The following is an 18,958-nucleotide window of genomic DNA, read 5'->3' as shown; positions in this document are numbered from 1 at the left end:
AAATTGCGTAACTAATGAGAGTTACGCAATTTTTAAACAATCATTGCTGTTTTAATAAATTGTCGATATTTGGTTCCTTGCCAAACCACTTTTTATAAATTTCTGTGTATTTTCCACTTTCAATCACTTTCTTCAGCGCAGGATCGATTTTCGCTTTTAATTCGCTTCCTTTCGGGAACATAAAGCCATAAAACTCAGATTCAAAATTCTTTCGGTCTTCGATCGCTTTCACTTTTGCGTCTGGATTGTTTTTGACGTACTCATTTGCAACCGCGTTGTCTGTCACAACCGCTTCGACTCCGCCGTTTACGAGATCCATAATCGCAACGACACTGTTTTCAAATTTTTTAATATTTTTATTTTCAGCCCCTAAAATTTTCTCTACCGCCGTTTGTCCTGTCGTACCGTTTTGAACCCCAACGACTTTTCCTTTTAAATCAAGGGCATTTTTAATGGTGCTTCCCTCTTTGACAAGAATCATATGTGTAGATTCAAAGTATGGAATCGAGAAATCATACGTTTGTTTTCGATCTTTATCGATCGTAATTGCTGAAACAGCCATATCGGCTTCTTTCCCTTGAACCGCCGCAAATAAAGGATCCCAACCGATATTTTTTAATTCGTATTCCATTCCTGCTTCTTTCATCACCGCATCTAACAAATCAACGTCAAATCCAACGATTTTCCCTTTATCCATGTATTCAAACGGAGCAAACGTAGCATCCGTTACGACCTTGACTTTCTTACTCTCCTTTTCGCTTCCCCCCGATGAAGATGTTTTGTCTGATGAGCTGCCGCACCCCGCTAGGGCAACAGCGAGCATAATCGCCAATGCTAAAAAGATTCCTTTTTTCACTTCTCGTTTCCCCCTTACTATTTGTTTAAAATAATAATAATTTTCTTTGAAGTAAGAATATTTTTTATATTCATCATGTTACCAACTTTTTCGTGTTTATGCAATGAATTTTATAAAAATAATTTTCATAAAAATCTTTATTTTAAAAAATATTATTGATCAACATTTCACAAATTCGTAAATAATGACTTTCTCTTTTCGAACTAAAAAGTAGTATTCTTTATAGTAGGAAATGCTTCTTTGAATCTCATGGGAGGGGAACCTTTATGGAACAAATGGTGATGGAAAAAGCTACAATGGATCCTTGGAGAGGATTTAAAGGACAAAAATGGAAAAAAGAAATTGACGTTCGCGATTTTATCTTAAATAACGTAAGCGTTTACTATGGGGATGAATCATTCTTAGAAGGGCCAACAGAAGCTACGAAAAAACTTTGGGAACAAGTAATGGAATTATCCAAATTAGAACGCGAAAAAGGCGGCGTTCTGAACATGGATACAGAAATTGTGTCCACCATTACTTCCCATGGACCTGGTTACTTGAACAAAGAACTCGAAAAAATAGTCGGATTCCAAACAGACGAACCGTTCAAACGCGCATTGATGCCATTTGGCGGTATTCGCATGGCAGAACAAGCATGCGAGGCCTATGGCTACAAAGTAAGCGATGAAATTAAAAAGATTTTTACAGAATATCGTAAAACACACAACCAAGGTGTATTTGACGTCTACACCGACGAAATGAGAGCAGCACGTAAAGCAGGAATCATCACGGGTCTTCCTGACGCATACGGCCGCGGACGCATCATCGGCGACTATCGTCGCGTTGCGTTATACGGTGTCGACCGCTTAATCGAAGAGAAGAAAAAAGACTTTAAAAACACAGGAGCGCGGACAATGACGGAAGATATTATCCGTCTTCGCGAAGAAATTTCCGAACAAATTCGCGCATTGAATGAATTAAAACAAATGGCCATGAGCTATGGTTATGACATTTCTCAACCTGCCCGCAATGCACATGAGGCGTTCCAATGGCTCTACTTCGCTTATCTTGCAGCCATTAAAGAACAAAACGGTGCAGCGATGAGCTTAGGACGCGTATCCACATTCTTAGATATTTACATTGAGCGCGACTTACAAGAAGGCACGCTCACTGAAAAAGAGGCGCAAGAACTTGTTGACCATTTCGTTATGAAATTGCGTCTTGTCAAATTCGCAAGAACACCTGAGTACAATGAGTTATTCAGCGGCGACCCAACATGGGTAACAGAAGCCATTGGCGGAATTGCGATTGACGGTCGACCATTAGTAACGAAAAACTCATTCCGTTTCCTTCATACATTAGATAACTTAGGTCCTGCGCCTGAACCAAACTTAACTGTACTTTGGTCAACAAAATTACCAGAAGCGTTCAAGAAATATTGCGCGAAAATGTCTATTAAAACAAGTTCGATTCAATACGAAAATGACGATTTAATGCGTCCTGAGTTTGGCGATGATTACGGTATTGCTTGCTGCGTATCCGCTATGCGCATCGGTAAGCAAATGCAGTTCTTCGGTGCACGCGCCAACCTTGCGAAAGCACTTTTATATGCGATCAACGGCGGCGTCGATGAAAAATTAAAAATCCAAGTTGGTCCTGAATTTGCGCCAATTACTTCTGAATACTTAGATTACGATGAAGTCATGCGCAAATTTGACAACGTCTTAGAATGGTTGGCGGAATTGTATATCAATACATTAAACGTCATCCACTACATGCACGATAAATATTGCTATGAGCGCATTGAAATGGCGCTTCACGACACAAACGTCATGCGCACAATGGCAACAGGAATCGCTGGACTTTCCGTTGTCGCCGATTCATTAAGTGCGATTAAATATGCGAAAGTAAAAGCGATTCGCGACGAAAATGGCATTGCGGTCGACTTCGAAGTTGAAGGAGACTTCCCGAAATACGGAAACAACGACGATCGCGTCGATTCCATTGCGGTAGATATTGTTGAACGCTTCATGACAAAATTGAGAAAGCATAAAACATATCGTGATGCAAAACATACAACATCGATCTTAACAATTACGTCAAACGTCGTATACGGCAAAAAGACAGGAAACACACCAGACGGCCGTCGCGCAGGAGAACCATTCGCTCCAGGTGCGAACCCAATGCACGGACGCGACACGAAAGGTGCTCTCGCATCATTGAGCTCTGTCGCAAAATTGCCTTATGAATACGCGTTAGATGGTATTTCAAACACATTCTCCATCGTGCCAAAAGCGCTTGGAAAAGATGATGAGTCACGCGTTCGCAACCTTGTCGCAATCTTAGACGGATATGCAGAAAAACGCGGACACCACTTGAACGTGAACGTCTTTAACCGCGAGACATTGCTTGACGCGATGGAACATCCAGAAAAATATCCGCAACTCACTATTCGTGTATCTGGTTATGCGGTGAACTTCATTAAGTTAACACGCGAACAACAAATTGACGTCATTAACCGGACGTTCCACGAAAGCATGTAATATCAAGCTCCCACGAAATGGTGGGAGCTTTTCTAACTAGGAGGCATACCAAAGATGAAAGGCTTTATTCATTCGATTGAATCATGCGGAACGGTTGATGGTCCAGGCATTCGCTATGTCGTGTTTACCCAAGGATGCCTGTTACGTTGCCAATATTGTCATAATGCCGATACATGGGAAATCGGCAAAGGCAAGGAAATGACCGTCGATGAGATCATCGCTGATTTACAAACATATTTACCATTTATCAAGGCATCTGGCGGCGGAATTACGATCAGCGGCGGCGAACCGCTTTTACAAATCGATTTTCTCATTGAATTATTTAAACGATGTAAAGAGCTTGGCATTCATACAACGATTGATTCTTCAGGCGGCTGTTATACCGAGGAAGAAACGTTCCAACGAAAGCTAGATGAGTTGCTGAAGTATACGGATTTAATTTTGCTCGATTTAAAACATATCGACGAAAAAAAACATCGTAAACTTACTGGAAAAACGAATCAACATATTTTAAAGTTTGCGCAGCTTTTATCAGAAAAAGGAGTTCCTGTTTGGATTCGTCACGTTCTCGTTCCAACCGTAACCGACGATGAGGAAGATTTGCGCCGTTTAGCCGATTTTATTCGCACCTTAAAAAACGTAGAAAAAATTGAAATTCTTCCTTATCATAAATTAGGGGTATATAAGTGGAAAGAATTAGGTTTGACGTATCCGCTAGAAGGCATTGAACCGCCAACAGAAGAAACCGTTCGAAAAGCGCGTGCCATTTTAGGCGCAGTATAACGATAAAAAGCTGGCTTCTGCATCTCACAATAAGCCAGCTTTTTTATGTTCAAATCTCTCTTTCAATTCGCTCCACGTGATTTCCGCCGTTGAATGCACGAGCCAATCCGGCTGCAAATCGGTTAAATGTTTACCGATCCCGACAGAAAACATATCTGTCTCTTTGATGGCTCGCAATCCTGCTTCTCCATCTTCAATGGCCACACAATGATGAGGAACGACCCCTAACCCTTGTGCCGCCTTTAAGAAAATTTCCGGATCCGGTTTCATCTTTTTAATCGTTTTGACGTCAACGATATAATCAAAAAATGAACGGACTTGCAAACGTTCAACAACGAACGACGCATTCGAACTGGAAGAAGCTAAACCGATTTTAACTCCCTCTTCTCGAATATCCTGCAACAATTGCAACATGCCAGGCAAAACGTCATGAGGCGTTAATTGTTCAATTAATTGCCGATAATATTCGCCTCTTTTATTGCCAAGGGCCACTTTTTCTTCATCTGTCCATTCGTTTGCCTGATCGCCAAGCAACGCTTCGACCATGCTTAATCGGCTCATTCCTTGCAGCTTTTGATTTAACGTTCGGTCAAACGGAACACCGATTTCATCAGCCAAGCGTTTTGTCGCTATATAATACAATTCAACCGTATCGGCAATCACGCCATCTAAATCAAAAATGACCGCCTCAAGCTTCATCGCAATCCTCCAACTTTACTTGCAACCATTTTTCGTACACGAGGACTGAGCGATAGCATCATCCAATGCTCGTACAACTCTTTCTTTTCAGCTAATGGCAAATAATAACGTTCCTTCGCCATTTGCTTTGCTCGACTCGTTACATCGTACAACGAAATGGCTGCCGCAACGGAAATATTAAAACTTTGAACAAAGCCGCTCATCGGGATGACAAATTTTCCATCCGCTAATTCAACCGCTTCCTCGGATACTCCACTATGCTCATTTCCGAACAAAAGCGCCGTCGGTTTAGATAGATCGATTTGTTGCAGCGGAACCGTTCCTTCGCCAAGATAGCTTGCAAACACTTGATACCCTTTTGCTTTCAAGTCTTTAATCGCGGTTTGAATATCTGGCTTTTGATGAATCGTCAGCCACTTGTCCGCATGTTTGGTCACAAATTTATTCGGTTCAAACGGTGCTCTTCCCGTGACAACAAATACGTCTTGGATGCCAAATGCCTCGGCTGAACGCAAAACAGCGGCTTGGTTGTGCGGATCATCAACCGCTTCCGTTAAAATCGTAATATAACGCGTTCGTTCCTTTAACACATCGTACATTCGCTTAAGACGGCTTGGCAAAATCATTTCCCATAACATTCGATTTTCTTCCGTCAATAGCCCTTCCGCCATTCGCTCCTCAATCCATTGACGTTCTTCTTCTTTTGTCATTCTCATGTATCCAAATCCCCCTTACGAAAGATGGGTTGTCCGACATCCATTTTACTAAATGAAGGTCCATAAATTCCACGATTCTCTTTGTATTCTTCACCTAAAATCTCAGACATAAGAACGCCAAAAATTAGTTAAAATTTTTTTACAAATCATCTCTTTTATTGCATAATTTTACCCATTCAACTAAAATAGGTAATGCAACCGGTTGCATTGAAGTTGATGAATTTGTTTGAAAATCGCACAAGAAAATGTATTCGCTTTCAACTACCCCCCCTACCATTTAGAAGGGAGAGAGAAAAAATGAAAAAAATGAAATTGACATCATTCGATTTTTGGCAAAAGTTCGGGAAAGCATTGATGGTCGTTGTTGCTGTCATGCCTGCAGCCGGTTTGATGATTTCATTAGGAAAATTAATTGGCATGATGAGCGGAGATGTTTCATTCGTGCAATCGATTGCACGGATTATGGAGGATATCGGTTGGGCGATCATTGTCAATCTCCATATTTTATTTGCGGTCGCAATCGGGGGCTCTTGGGCAAAAGAGCGTGCAGGCGGAGCTTTTGCGGCACTTATTGCATTTATTTTAATTAACCGTATCACAGGAGCGATTTTTGGCGTCAATAATGCCATGTTGCAAGACCCAGAAGCAACTGTCGTCACCATTACTGGAAGCAAACTAATTGTTAAAGATTACTTTATCTCTGTTCTCGGAGCTCCGGCATTAAACATGGGGGTTTTTGTAGGAATCATTTCAGGATTTTTAGGAGCTTCCTTATATAATAAATATTATAACTTTGATCGTCTTCCAAAATCTCTTAATTTCTTTAATGGGAAAAGATTTGTTCCATTTGTTGTGATCGTCGGTTCAGTTATCACAGCGCTTATTTTATCGATCGTATGGCCGTCTGTTCAAAGTTTATTAAACGGATTTGGACGTTGGATCGCTACGTCTAAAGATACAGCGCCAATCATTGCACCTTTCATTTTCGGTACGTTGGAGCGTCTCTTATTGCCATTTGGCTTACATCATATGTTAACAGTGCCAGTGAACTATACAGAGCTCGGTGGAACCTATACGATTCTAACCGGTTCAAAAGCAGGACAAATCGTTGCTGGTCAAGATCCTTTATGGCTTGCATGGATCACCGATTTAAACAACCTGTTAGCTTCTGGAGACACAAAAACATACCATCATTTGCTTGAAACCGTTCATCCAGCACGATTTAAAGTTGGACAAGTGATTACATCGACCGCTTCTCTCATCGGTGTTGCATTAGCTATGTATATCAATGTTGATAAAGACAAGCGCGAAAAATATAAATCCATGTTTTTCTCTGCAGCATTAGCCGTATTTTTGACAGGCGTGACAGAACCGATCGAATTCATGTTTATGTTTGTCGCACCCGTTTTATATATTGTGTATGCGATTACAACTGGTTTAGCGTTTGCCCTTGCCGATCTAATCCATTTACGTATTCACGCATTTGGCTTTATTGAATTTTTAACAAGAACACCAATGATCATTAAAGCAGGACTTGTAAAAGATTTGGTGAACTTCGCTATTTCTTGCCTTGCATTTTTCGGCATCAACTTTGTTGTATTCAATGCACTGATTAAAAAACTGAACTTGCCAACACCGGGTCGAAACGGAAACTATATAGAAGCAGAAGAGCCAGCTCAATCTCAATCAAAAAATACAACCAATGACGATTCGTTGGCCGCTCATATTATTGAATTACTCGGCGGCAAAGATAACATTGAGGATGTCGATGCGTGCATGACACGTTTACGTGTAACGGTAAAAGATATTCATAAAGTGGCTTCTGAACAAGAGTGGAAAACAGCAGGAGCACTCGGATTAATTTTAAAAGATAAAGGCGTTCAAGCCATTTATGGACCAAAAGCAGATGTTTTAAAATCCAATATTCAAGATCTTTTAGGGGTTTAAGCCATGAAATTACTAACATTAAATTGCCACTCATGGCAAGAGGAAAATCAATTGCAAAAAATTAAGTATTTAGCTGAAATCATAAACGAAAAAAAATACGATGTCATCGCTTTGCAAGAAGTAAGCCAATCGATTGAAGCTCCATACATCTATGAAAACATAAAAGAAGATAACTTTGCATTCATTTTATTAAAAAATCTTGAGCAACTCGGTTGTCGTGATTATTCTCTCGTTTGGGATTTTGCTCATATCGGCTATGAGAAATATGAAGAAGGATTAGCCATTTTAACAAAACATCCTATTATAAAGAAACATTCTTTCTATGTTTCAAAAAATCAGAATCCTTCATTTTGGAAAACTCGCAAAATCGTTGGGGCAACCATTCGTTGGCATGGACGCCCTCTCTCGTTTTATTCTTGTCATCTTGGTTGGTGGCATGATGAAGAAGAACCTTTCGACAATCAGTTTGATACACTGCTTAAAAAAATTGAATATGAAGACGTTTTCTTCCTCATGGGCGATTTTAATAACGACGCCCACATTCGTGGAGAGGGCTATGATTACATGATGAGTAGAGGGCTTTATGACACATACGTACTAGCAAAAGAGAAGGATAGCGGTACTACGGTTCAAGGGAAAATTGATGGTTGGAATGAAAACGAAAAAAACTTACGCATTGATTTGATTCTATCAAACAAGCTTTTACACGTAAAATACTCTAAAACCATTTTTAACGGCCAAAATGGCCATGTCATTTCTGACCATTTCGGAGTAGAGGTAGAAATTGAAGACGGACTCGCCTAGTTGTGTCCGTCTTTTTCTTTTACAAGATCGACGAGCGTTGCACCCGTCATCTTCTGCAAATCATCGACGCACAGTTCGATTTGCATGCCAATCTTTCCTGCGCTGACAATGATTTTTTTAAGTTGAGGAGCCGTTTCATCAATAAACGTGGCATATTGCTTCTTCATTCCAATCGGTGAACATCCGCCGCGAACATAGCCTGTGTGCTTTTCAATCTCATGAACAGGAAGAAGCTCTACTTTTTTCTCTTGTGCCGCTTTCGCTGCTTTTTTCAAATCAAGTTCCGCCTCTACAGGAATGACAAATACGTAAATCGTTCCGCTGCTTCCTTTTGTCACTAACGTTTTATAGACGGTTTTTGGGTCTTTTCCGATTTTTTTCGCTACGGATACCCCATCGATTTTTCCATCGTTGTTTTCATATGTCCACACATCATATAAGATGCCTTCTCGGTCTAATAGACGCATCGCGTTCGTTTTTGCTTGTTTCATCTCATTTCCCCTACCTATTAAGTAGCTTCATGTTTAGTTTACCTTGAACCGCTTTTCTTAACAACTTTTACGGACCAAGGGAAGCGAAGAAGTCTTCGATCATGATAAAAAGGGACATCCCCGCGGGACATCCCTGTTTTTTCATTCAACTCCTTTATATGCTTGGCGATAAATTTCGGCTAAATCGCTGACTAACGGCAATTTAGGGTTTGCCGTTGTACATTGATCTTCGAACGCAAGCTCTGCCAATTGATCGACTTTGCTTTCGAATTCTTCTTTGCTGACGCCTGTTTCCGCGATGCTTAATGGCATTTCAAGCTCTTTTGCAAGCTTGATAATCGCTTGAATGAGGCTTTCGACTCCTTCTTCCGTTGTGCGTGCTGGCAATCCTAAAATGCGTGCGATTTCCGCATAGCGTTTATCCGCGATAAAATGTTCATATTTAGGGAACGCTGCAAATTTCTTCGGTTTTGTCGCGTTATAACGAATGACGTGCGGCATTAAAATCGTATTGGCACGTCCGTGAGGAATATGGAATTCCGCACCGAGTTTATGCGCTAAGCTATGGTTAATGCCAAGGAACGCATTCGCAAACGCCATCCCTGCAATCGTTGAAGCGTTATGCATTTTTTCGCGCGCCAATTCGTCATTGCCATTTTTATAAGCGCGAGGTAAATATTCAAAGACAAGCTGAATCGCCTTAATAGCAAGACCGTCTGTATAGTCGTTTGCCATGTTTGATACGTACGCTTCAATCGCATGAGTTAAAACGTCCATACCCGTATCCGCTGTGATGTGTTTCGGCATGGTCATGACGAATTGCGGGTCGACAATAGCCACATCTGGTGTTAATTCATAGTCTGCAAGCGGATATTTAATGTTATTTTTCTTATCGGTAATCACCGCAAATGATGTGACTTCAGAACCTGTACCAGAAGTCGTTGGAATCGCGACAAATTGCGCTTTTTGACCAAGTTTTGGATATTTAAAGACACGCTTGCGAATGTCTAAGAATTTTTGTTTTAAACCGTTAAAGTCTGTATCTGGATGTTCATAGAACAACCACATGGCTTTTGCCGCGTCCATTGCCGAACCGCCGCCGAGCGCAATAATGACATCTGGCTCGAAGCTTCTCATCATGTCGACGCCTTTCATCACTGTATCGATGGATGGATCTGGTTCGACTTCTGAGAAAATTTCGCAATGGACATAGTCTGGACGTTTGCGCAAGTAATACAACACTTTATCGACATAACCGAGCTTCACCATGCCAGGGTCTGTCACGATAAAGGCACGAGAAATGTTCGGCATTTTTGCTAGGTATTGTGTTGAATGTTTTTCGAAATAAATTTTTGGTGGTACTTTAAACCATTGCATATTCACATTCCTTCTCGCCAATTTTTTTATGTTCATTAAATGAATGGTTCCAACGTTTGTAGAAACAGAGTTTCCGCCATATGTTCCGCATCCAAGGGTTAAAGATGGGATGTAGGCGTTGTAAATATCGCCGATTGCTCCTTGAGAAGATGGCGCATTGACAATTAAACGGCACGCTTTCATTCGCTTACCGAATTCAAGAATAACTTCTTGATTTTCTGAATGAATGACAGCAGAGTGTCCAAGACCGCCAAACTCCAACATTTCTTCCGCGCGTTTTAAGCCTTCTTCCGTGCTGTTTACCTTATAGCACGCTAGCACAGGGCTTAATTTTTCACGAGAAAGCGGATATTGCGGACCAACTCCTTTTAATTCAGCAACGAGAATTTTTGTATCTTCTGGAACGTCGATTCCCGCCATTTTTGCGATTTCGTATGCAGGTTTACCGACGATGTTTGGATTGACCGCGCACGTATTTTCATTAATAACAAGCTTTTCAACTTTTTTCTTCTCTTCTTCATTTAAGAAGTAACATTTATTTTCAATCATTTCTTTTTTTACGGCGTCATAAATCTCTTTATCGATAATAACAGCTTGTTCAGATGCACAAATCATTCCGTTGTCAAACGTTTTAGAAAGAATAAGGTCGTTGACAGCGCGCTTAATATTCGCTGTTTTCTCAATATAGCAAGGAACGTTACCAGGACCAACCCCTAACGCAGGCTTGCCTGAGCTGTAAGCCGCTTTCACCATTCCTGCGCCACCTGTCGCTAAGATGAGAGCAACACTTGGATGACGCATTAATTGTTGTGTCGCTTCTAATGAAGGGGTTTCAATCCATTGAATACAGTGTTCTGGCGCACCCGCTTTAATTGCGGCATCACGTAAAATTCGAGCTGCTTCGCTGCTGCATTTTTGCGCAGATGGATGGAACGCAAAAATAATTGGGTTTCGCGTTTTAATAGAAATCAGCGCTTTAAACATGGTTGTTGATGTTGGGTTTGTTACGGGTGTGACCCCTGCAATGATACCAACTGGCTCAGCAATCTCAATAATTCCTTCATGCTCGTTTTCGCGAATCACGCCAACCGTTTTATCGTATTTAATGTTGTGGTAAATATATTCTGTCGCGAAAATGTTTTTAATAATTTTATCTTCATAAACACCGCGTTTGGTTTCTTCGACCGCTAGCTTTGCTAAATACATATGTTTGTCTAGACCCGCTAACGCCATTTCTTTGACGATGCGATCGATCGTTTCTTGATCATAACCGCGGAATTTTTCAAGCGCTTTTTGCGCATTCGCCACGAGCGTATCAATCATTTTCGTTACTTCTTTCTTTTGATCCAACACTTTTTCGTCTACAGCCATGATAAGCCCTCCCGAAGTTATACTTGTGAAATATTTCACAAGTGTGTTTAAAAATTTAAGATGGAATAACCCCCATCACGCTTCCATTATAAACAGGTCGTTTCGATTTGTGTTTGTCAACTTTGTGAAATATTGAGCATTCTATTTCGAAAAAAAGCTGCTTCTTTTTCTAAAGAAGCAGTCCTACTGGCAAACTGGATTGCGTGGAATTTTTGTAAACGAAATATCTTTGTACATTCTTGTATTTCGCTTAACAATCACGACATAACTGGTTGTCCAAATATATGAAGGGATTTCTTGGCCATCTTCAAACATCATCGCTTCAAATTGATCCCCAATCATTTCCTCAAAGCTTTCCAATGTATATGTTTCTGTATCGGTAGAAAAGTCTCTCCATTCGCAAATGATCATTGCTTTTCACCTCTTCTTGCTGTTTTTACCATGATTGTAACATTATTTTTGACCATAAACTTTGTGAAATATTGAACAAATAGTGAATATTACTTAATTCTGTTTTGTCATATACGCTTGCTTTGGATGGTTTGGCTGATCTGGATATTTTAATTGGATCTTTCCTTCAGACAACAATTTCGCTAAATAATTATTTCTCAATCCATCTGGCGTTCGTTCTAATAACTGAGCTAGTTCTTTTAACATTAATGGCCGTTTTGCGCAAAGCTGTAAAATGATTTGTTCCATCATCGCTGGAGAAAGGCGTTTCTTCTTCCGTGCTAATTCTGCCAACTTCCATAATTCATCCTCAATCTCCTCTTTCTCGCTTCCATGCTCCGTATGATCGGTTTTATTTACGGAGTTATTTACGGAGTTGAGGTCTTTATTTATGGAGTCTTGGGTTTTATTTACGGAGTTTTGGTCGTTATTAACGGAGTTAAGCCCTTTATTTACGGACTCCAACTCCTTATTTACGGAGCTTTCGATTTTATTTACGGAGTTTCCTTTGTTATTTATGGAGTTTCCGCTCTTATTTACGGAGTTAAACACATTTTCTTTTTCGGTCAAATCAAAAAACGGTTCGACAAAATTTTCGCTTCCCCACTCATTGTGTCTTTCTGGGAAAGACACAATAGGCAACGTAAAAATCGTTCGTTCGCTTGGATCATGTTGAATGAACGTTGGTTTTTCCCAGCCATAACGCTGGCAAGTCGATTCAATGGTTTTTAGTCCAGACCCTGCACGTTTACAAAAATTAATTAAAATGAACATTTTAAATAAATTCGGGTTGCGAAGATTGCTGATGCCGCTTGTAAATATGTGTTCAACCGATGTGCGCAACAGCCCTGGATTCGAAAAACGAAACTGCTTGCTCTCTCTCTCGACTACAATGCCGCCTTCACCGTTATAATCGGCATGAACTAACGCGTTGATCAACGCTTCATGGACAACTTCTTTCACAGCTTGAGACGCATAAGAAAGTTCATTCATCACTTTAAAATAAAAGTCATACACGTTCCCCGACCATGTTCCGTCCTGTGACGTAAATCGCTTGGACCATTGATCATTTACGATTTCGCTCATATTTTCACGATATTCAAGAAAATATTGCGGTAAAACCTCCGTAATCATCCTCTCTTCGCTAAACATGAGCAATCCAGCTAACGTAAGCCCTTCTTTGCTTGTATTTCTTATTTTCCCCCAAGCACCGATTTTATATAAAAAATCTTTTGTCTCTAAGCCATTCCATGGATGATTCGGCTTTACTTTCGCAAACCGTTCACGATAGTTTTTCACCGATTCTAAATTTAATTCATTTAATCCGTAGTGTTCCAAGATGATGTTATCCTGTAAACGAATGGATGCATCTTTATTCACTTTCAATCTCCCTCTTATATTATTTTGTAAAAGTTTTTTCGTTTCGCTCTATTTCCATTTTATCATCTTTTGGATATGGACGGATTTGTTTCAATTTGATTTGTTTTTTATCTCATAAATAAATTTTTCATTCTTCGGGAAAATTAAGGAAAAATCACAAATGGAGGAATTTTTCTATGAATGATTTAAACCTTCCCATCACACCTGAACCGTATTGGCGTGCAACCATTGACCTTCCTTCGTTCCCTCCATTGACCGAAGACATTCATGTGGATGTCGCCATTATCGGCGGAGGTATTTCTGGTATTACGACCGCTTATTTGCTTGCGAAAAAAGGAGTAAACGTCGCTCTTATTGAAGCGAATCAACTGCTGAACGGAACAACCGGACATACAACAGCAAAAATTACAGCGCAACACGATCTGATTTATGATGAATTCATTCAGCACTTCGGTGAAGAAAAAGCGCGTCTTTACTACGAAGCAAACAAAGAAGCGATCGATTGGATCAAGGAAATCGTAACGACCGAACAAATTGATTGCGATTTTACCGTTGAGGATGCATACATTTACACAACCGCTGAAACCGAACGAAGCAAGATCGAAAATGAATGGGAGGCATATCAAAAAATCGGCATTGACGGGGAATATGTTGAGAAACTGCCTCTTCCTTTTTCCATTCAAGGGGCCATTATGATGAGAAATCAAGCGCAATTTCATCCGCTCAAATATTTACGCCAATTAGTGCAGTTCGCTGTTCGTCACGGCGCTTCTTTCTATGAACATACGGTCGCTTCTGATATTGAAGCCGGCACAAAACCAAGAATCAAAACAAAAGATGGACATTTGATCACATGCGATGCGGTCATTGTCTGTTCTCATTTTCCATTTTATGATGGGGCTCTCTATTTTTCACGTCTGTATGCGGAACGTTCATACGTTCTGGCGATCAAAACCGAAAAAGACTATCCAGGCGGCATGTATTTAAGTGCGGGAAATCCGAAACGTTCCCTTCGCTATACGATGATGAATGGAGAGAAACTTGTACTCGTGGGCGGAGAATCGCATAAAACCGGACAAGGAATTGCAACTATGAAGCATTATGAGGCTCTCCAATCGTTCGCAGAACACACATTCGGAATACAAGAAATTTTATATCGTTGGTCGGCTCAAGATTTAGTCACACTGGACCGAATTCCTTATATCGGTTCGATGCGTACAGATTATCCGAATATCATGGTCGCTACAGGCTATCGAAAATGGGGAATGACAAGCGGAACGCTAGCGGCTCATCTTCTTTCGGATTTAGCCATGCAAAAAGAGAATCGCTATCGCGAGGTATTCACGCCTTCACGGTTTTATGCGGATCCAAGCGTAAAAAATTTCTTAAAAGAAAACGTCGATGTTGCCAAGCACTTGATTTCTGGAAAATTAGAATATGCACTCCGCCAACCGGAAGATCTCGTCAACGGAGAAGGAGCTGTCGTCAATGTAAACGGAAAACGATGTGGGGCCTATCGCGACGAAGGAGGCAACCTTCATATCGTCGATACAACATGTACGCATATGGGCTGTGAATTGGAATGGAATAACGGTGATCGCACATGGGACTGTCCGTGCCACGGTTCAAGGTTTTCAATTGACGGAGAAGTCATGGAAGGTCCCGCGCAAAGAAGATTAGAGAAAAAATAAACATCGATAAAAATTTTAAGTTCCATATCGTTGCAGTTCTCCACTAATGATTTATAATTGAGGTAAATTATTCAACATCATAAAAATTGAGGTGGAGACATTACGATGAACGATCGCGTCATTATTCGCTTTGAACACGTCACAAAGCAATACGACGATGACCCTCCCGTGCTCGATGATGTCAGCTTTGAAATGGAGCGCGGGAAATTTTATACACTCCTTGGTCCTTCAGGATGTGGGAAAACAACGATTCTTCGTTTAATTGCTGGCTTTATCGAACCGACAAAAGGAAATATTTATTTCAACGGAAAGTTGATGAATGGGGTGCCGGCGAACAAAAGACAAGTGAACACCGTATTCCAAGATTATGCGCTCTTTCCTCATTTAAACGTATTTGAAAATGTCGCCTTTGGATTGCGCATTAAAAATCTCGACAAAAAAACGATTGAAACGAAAGTGCGAGAAGCGCTGCGTTTTGTCAATTTAGAAGGCTATGAAAATCGGGAAATTCACGAAATGTCCGGCGGACAGCGGCAACGTGTCGCCATCGCCCGCGCCATTGTGAATGAACCCGAGGTATTGCTGTTGGATGAGCCATTATCAGCGCTCGATTTAAAACTGCGAACCGAAATGCAATACGAATTGCGGGAATTGCAGCGCCGTCTTGGAATCACTTTTATTTTTGTTACGCACGATCAAGAAGAAGCGCTCGCGATGTCCGATGAAATTTTCGTTTTGAATAAAGGAAAAATTGAACAAAGAGGAACGCCAAAAGATATTTATGACGAGCCAATCAATCGCTTCGTTGCTGATTTTATTGGTGAATCGAACATCATTCCTGGAAAAATGTTAGCGGACTTTTCCGTTGAATTTGCTGGAAAGCAATTTGAATGTGTCGATCACGGTTTCGAACCAAACGAACCCGTCGATATCGTCATTCGCCCAGAAGATTTGGAAATAACGACACGCGAACAAGGAAAATTGCAAGTGCGCGTAGACTCGATCCTTTTCCGAGGCGTTCACTATGAACTTTGTTGCTACGATGATAATGGAAATGAGTGGCTCGTTCATTCAACCAAAAAAGCGGAAGTAGGCGAAGAAATCGGATTGTATTTTGAACCAGAAGCCATTCATGTTATGCGTCGCGTTGAAACAAAAGAGAATAGGGGCGGTGAGAGATGAGCGGAACAACTAAAAATTATAGCCGTTATCTTTACGCAATTCCGTATGCTTCATGGATGCTTTTATTCGTGATTGCTCCTATTATTCTTATTTTTTATTATTCTTTTTTTGATATTGAAGGTCACTTGACGCTGGATAACTATAAAAGGTTTTTGACACCTGTTTATTTGCGAATGACGATCAGTTCATTTTGGTATGCGTTTTTAATTACAGCTTTTTCATTACTGATCGCCTATCCGACCGCTTACTTGCTGACGAAAACGAAACATAAACAATTATGGCTATTGCTCATTATCTTACCTACTTGGGTGAATTTATTGTTGAAAGTGTATGCTTTCCTCGGTATTTTCGGAACATATGGATTGGTCAACGCGTTTTTCGAAACGATTGGCATAGGTACAAAACAGCTATTATTTACCGATTTTAGCTTCGTGTTCGTTTCTGTTTATATTTTTATTCCATTTATGATTTTGCCGATTTTTAATGCGCTTGAAAAATTGAATCCATCGCTTGTGGATGCGGCGCAAGATTTAGGCGCTTCCTCATGGACGACATTTCGCCGCGTCATTTTCCCGTTGACATTAGACGGAGTCAAAGCGGGATGTCAAGCGGTCTTTATTCCTTCTTTATCGCTCTTTATGATCACAAGATTGATTGCCGGAAACCGCGTGATTACGCTCGGAACAGCCGTTGAACAACATTTTCTTGTGACGCAAGATTGGGGCATGGGTGCGACGATTGCCGTATTTTTAATCATCGCCATGGCACTCATCATGATCGTGACAGGAAATCGGAAGTGGGGAGTGAAACAATGAGAAAAAAACTAAAAATTTCTCACCTCTATTTAATCGTTGTCTTTTTAATCTTATACACTCCCATTTTCTATTTGATTTATTACTCGTTCAATAGCAGCGGCACCATGCATCACTTTGAAGGATTTACGCTCGATTGGTATAAAGAAGTGTTTGCGGACACGCGCCTGCTTATCATTGTTTTAAACACAATAGTGATCGCTTTGTTTTCCGCTGCCATTTCAACAATTATCGGCGTCTTCGGAGCACTTGCGATTTATTATGCGAAAAGAAAACAAATCAAAAATGCGCTTTTGACATTAAACAACGTGCTCATTGTCAGCCCTGATGTCATCATCGGCGCTTCCTTTTTAATTTTATTTACGATTGTCGGCATTCAGCTCGGCTTTACTTCTGTTCTCTTATCTCATATCGCGTTTAGCGTGCCCATTGTCGTTTTAATGGTTCTTCCGAAACTACAAGAGATGAGCCCGACGTTAGTGGACGCGGCTCGCGATTTAGGGGCGAACTCTTGGGATGTATTGACGAAAGTCATTCTCCCGTATATTACCCCGGGAATTTTTGCTGGTTTCTTTATGGCATTAACGTATTCTCTTGATGATTTTGCGGTCACGTTTTTCGTAACAGGAAACGGATTTTCGACATTATCAGTCGAAATTTATTCGCGCGCTCGGCAGGGAATTTCGTTATCAATTAATGCGCTCTCAACGCTTCTCTTTTTGTTCACGATCACGCTTGTCATCGGCTACTATTTCATTACGCAACGTAGCCAACGTTCTAGCGCAGTAGGAGGGCGAAAATGAAAAAACTGATTCAACTGTTTACGGTCGTTTTTGTTAGCGCTTTTGCTTTGCTGTACGTTACTTCTTACTTAAATTCATCCGAAGGCTATTCGGGTAAAAATACATTAACCGTTTACAACTGGGGAGACTACATTGATCCGGATTTAATTAAAAAGTTTGAGAAGGAAACGGGCATAAAAGTCATTTATCAAACGTTTGATTCGAACGAAGCAATGATGACAAAAATCGCCCAAGGCGGAACGACATTTGATGTCGCCGTCCCTTCGGAATACGCAATCAGCAAAATGAAAGAGGAAGGTTTATTGCTTCCGATCGATCATTCGAAGCTGCCAAATTTAAAATATATCGATCCTCGTTTTCTAAACTTGTCGTTCGATCCAGGAAACAAATATTCGATCCCGTATTTTTGGGGAACGGTTGGAATCGTCTACAATCCTGAAATGCTTGGCGGAAAGAAAATTACAAGCTGGAACGATTTATGGGATCCTAATCTGAAGAATCAAATTTTGCTTGTTGATGGCGCGCGTGAAATCATGGGAATGGCATTAAACAGCCTTCACTATTCTTTGAATGACACAAATAAAGCACATCTGCAAGAAGCAAAACGCAAACTTGACGCGCTCACTCCTAACATTAAAGCGATTGTCGGCGATGAAATTAAAATGCTGCTTGCGAATGAAGAGGCAGCCGTTGGCATCGTTTGGTCAGGCGACGCCGCAGAAATTATGAGCGAAAACGAAAAACTCGATTACGTGATTCCAAAAGAAGGAACAAATTTATGGTTTGATAATATGGTGATTCCTAAAACGGCCAAAAACATTGAAGGGGCCCATCAATTCATTAATTTTATGCTTGATCCAAAAAACGCCGCCCAAAATGCAGAATACGTGGGCTATTCAACCCCGAACGCAAAAGCGCTTGAATATTTACCGAAAGAAATCGTGGAAGATGAACGATTTTACCCGAGCGATGAGCTAGCCGAAAAGCTCGAAGTATATGAAAACCTTGGGAAAAAAATGCTCGCTTATTATAATGAGCTTTTTCTCGAATTTAAAATGCATAAAAAATAAT

Annotated in this window: 16 protein-coding genes; 9 read left to right on the top strand and 7 right to left on the bottom strand. The window is 40.7% G+C overall.

What is annotated here, in order from left to right:
* Positions 1-40 precede the first annotated feature (40 nt).
* Positions 41-823, bottom strand: a complete 783-nt coding sequence (locus tag EDD69_RS01935; protein WP_132947460.1) for a basic amino acid ABC transporter substrate-binding protein — start codon at positions 821-823, stop codon at positions 41-43.
* 329 nt (positions 824-1,152) lie between these two features.
* Here EDD69_RS01935 and pflB point away from each other — a divergent pair, with 329 nt between their 5' ends.
* Positions 1,153-3,381, top strand: coding sequence for a formate C-acetyltransferase (gene pflB / locus EDD69_RS01930; protein ID WP_424565325.1), 2,229 nt, complete (start codon positions 1,153-1,155; stop codon positions 3,379-3,381).
* A gap of 54 nt (positions 3,382-3,435) precedes the next feature.
* Positions 3,436-4,164, top strand: coding sequence for a pyruvate formate-lyase-activating protein (gene pflA, locus EDD69_RS01925; protein WP_132947275.1), 729 nt, complete (start codon positions 3,436-3,438; stop codon positions 4,162-4,164).
* Between the two features lie 24 nt (positions 4,165-4,188).
* Here pflA and pgmB read toward each other — a convergent pair whose 3' ends face one another.
* Together pgmB and EDD69_RS01915 are read right to left on the bottom strand one after the other, a co-directional pair.
* The gene (pgmB, locus tag EDD69_RS01920; RefSeq protein ID WP_132947274.1) at positions 4,189-4,863 is read right to left on the bottom strand and encodes a beta-phosphoglucomutase; all 675 of its coding nucleotides are present in this window, start codon (positions 4,861-4,863) and stop codon (positions 4,189-4,191) included.
* Complete coding sequence (locus EDD69_RS01915; RefSeq protein ID WP_424565321.1) at positions 4,860-5,579, bottom strand: TrmH family RNA methyltransferase; 720 nt, start codon at positions 5,577-5,579, stop codon at positions 4,860-4,862. Before EDD69_RS01915 ends, pgmB begins: the two co-directional genes overlap by 4 nt.
* A gap of 306 nt (positions 5,580-5,885) precedes the next feature.
* Between EDD69_RS01915 and EDD69_RS01910 the strand changes: the two genes are divergently transcribed.
* Together EDD69_RS01910 and EDD69_RS01905 are read left to right on the top strand one after the other, a co-directional pair.
* Positions 5,886-7,526 carry a PTS transporter subunit IIBC gene (locus EDD69_RS01910; protein ID WP_132947457.1) on the top strand — a complete coding sequence of 547 codons (1,641 nt, stop codon included), beginning with the start codon at positions 5,886-5,888 and terminating at the stop codon, positions 7,524-7,526.
* Between the two features lie 3 nt (positions 7,527-7,529).
* Positions 7,530-8,330 carry an endonuclease/exonuclease/phosphatase family protein gene (locus tag EDD69_RS01905; RefSeq protein WP_132947273.1) on the top strand — a complete coding sequence of 267 codons (801 nt, stop codon included), beginning with the start codon at positions 7,530-7,532 and terminating at the stop codon, positions 8,328-8,330.
* On the opposite strand, the gene ybaK is transcribed toward EDD69_RS01905, so the two are convergent.
* The 4 genes from ybaK to EDD69_RS01885 form a co-directional block, all read right to left on the bottom strand.
* A complete protein-coding gene (gene ybaK, locus EDD69_RS01900) occupies positions 8,327-8,821 on the bottom strand; it encodes a Cys-tRNA(Pro) deacylase (protein ID WP_132947272.1) in 495 nt (164 codons plus the stop codon). The two genes, EDD69_RS01905 and ybaK, sit on opposite strands and share 4 nt — an antisense overlap.
* A gap of 141 nt (positions 8,822-8,962) precedes the next feature.
* Positions 8,963-11,569 (bottom strand): bifunctional acetaldehyde-CoA/alcohol dehydrogenase, encoded by a 2,607-nt coding sequence (adhE, locus tag EDD69_RS01895; protein ID WP_132947271.1) that lies wholly within the window; start codon positions 11,567-11,569, stop codon positions 8,963-8,965.
* 183 nt (positions 11,570-11,752) lie between these two features.
* The gene (locus EDD69_RS01890) at positions 11,753-11,980 is read right to left on the bottom strand and encodes a hypothetical protein (protein ID WP_132947270.1); all 228 of its coding nucleotides are present in this window, start codon (positions 11,978-11,980) and stop codon (positions 11,753-11,755) included.
* Between the two features lie 93 nt (positions 11,981-12,073).
* Positions 12,074-13,399: an ATP-binding protein gene (locus tag EDD69_RS01885; protein ID WP_132947269.1), complete on the bottom strand. Its 1,326-nt coding sequence runs from the start codon at positions 13,397-13,399 to the stop codon at positions 12,074-12,076.
* A gap of 176 nt (positions 13,400-13,575) precedes the next feature.
* Here EDD69_RS01885 and EDD69_RS01880 point away from each other — a divergent pair, with 176 nt between their 5' ends.
* The 5 genes from EDD69_RS01880 to EDD69_RS01860 all read left to right on the top strand — a co-directional run bounded on the left by EDD69_RS01880 (position 13,576) and on the right by EDD69_RS01860 (position 18,957).
* A complete protein-coding gene (locus EDD69_RS01880) occupies positions 13,576-15,090 on the top strand; it encodes an FAD-dependent oxidoreductase (RefSeq protein ID WP_132947268.1) in 1,515 nt (504 codons plus the stop codon).
* 105 nt (positions 15,091-15,195) lie between these two features.
* Positions 15,196-16,272: an ABC transporter ATP-binding protein gene (locus EDD69_RS01875; protein ID WP_132947267.1), complete on the top strand. Its 1,077-nt coding sequence runs from the start codon at positions 15,196-15,198 to the stop codon at positions 16,270-16,272.
* Positions 16,269-17,087: an ABC transporter permease gene (locus EDD69_RS01870; RefSeq protein ID WP_132947266.1), complete on the top strand. Its 819-nt coding sequence runs from the start codon at positions 16,269-16,271 to the stop codon at positions 17,085-17,087. The genes EDD69_RS01875 and EDD69_RS01870 overlap by 4 nt, the downstream gene beginning before the upstream one ends.
* Entirely contained in the window at positions 17,084-17,887 is an 804-nt protein-coding gene (locus EDD69_RS01865) for an ABC transporter permease (protein ID WP_132947265.1), read from the top strand. Before EDD69_RS01870 ends, EDD69_RS01865 begins: the two co-directional genes overlap by 4 nt.
* The gene (locus tag EDD69_RS01860) at positions 17,884-18,957 is read left to right on the top strand and encodes an ABC transporter substrate-binding protein (protein ID WP_132947264.1); all 1,074 of its coding nucleotides are present in this window, start codon (positions 17,884-17,886) and stop codon (positions 18,955-18,957) included. The genes EDD69_RS01865 and EDD69_RS01860 overlap by 4 nt, the downstream gene beginning before the upstream one ends.
* The last annotated feature ends 1 nt before the right edge of the window (position 18,958 follow it).

The organism is Thermolongibacillus altinsuensis, assembly GCF_004341205.1.
Classification (GTDB): domain Bacteria; phylum Bacillota; class Bacilli; order Bacillales; family Anoxybacillaceae; genus Thermolongibacillus; species Thermolongibacillus altinsuensis.
This window is presented reverse-complemented; position numbering and strand designations above follow the sequence as displayed.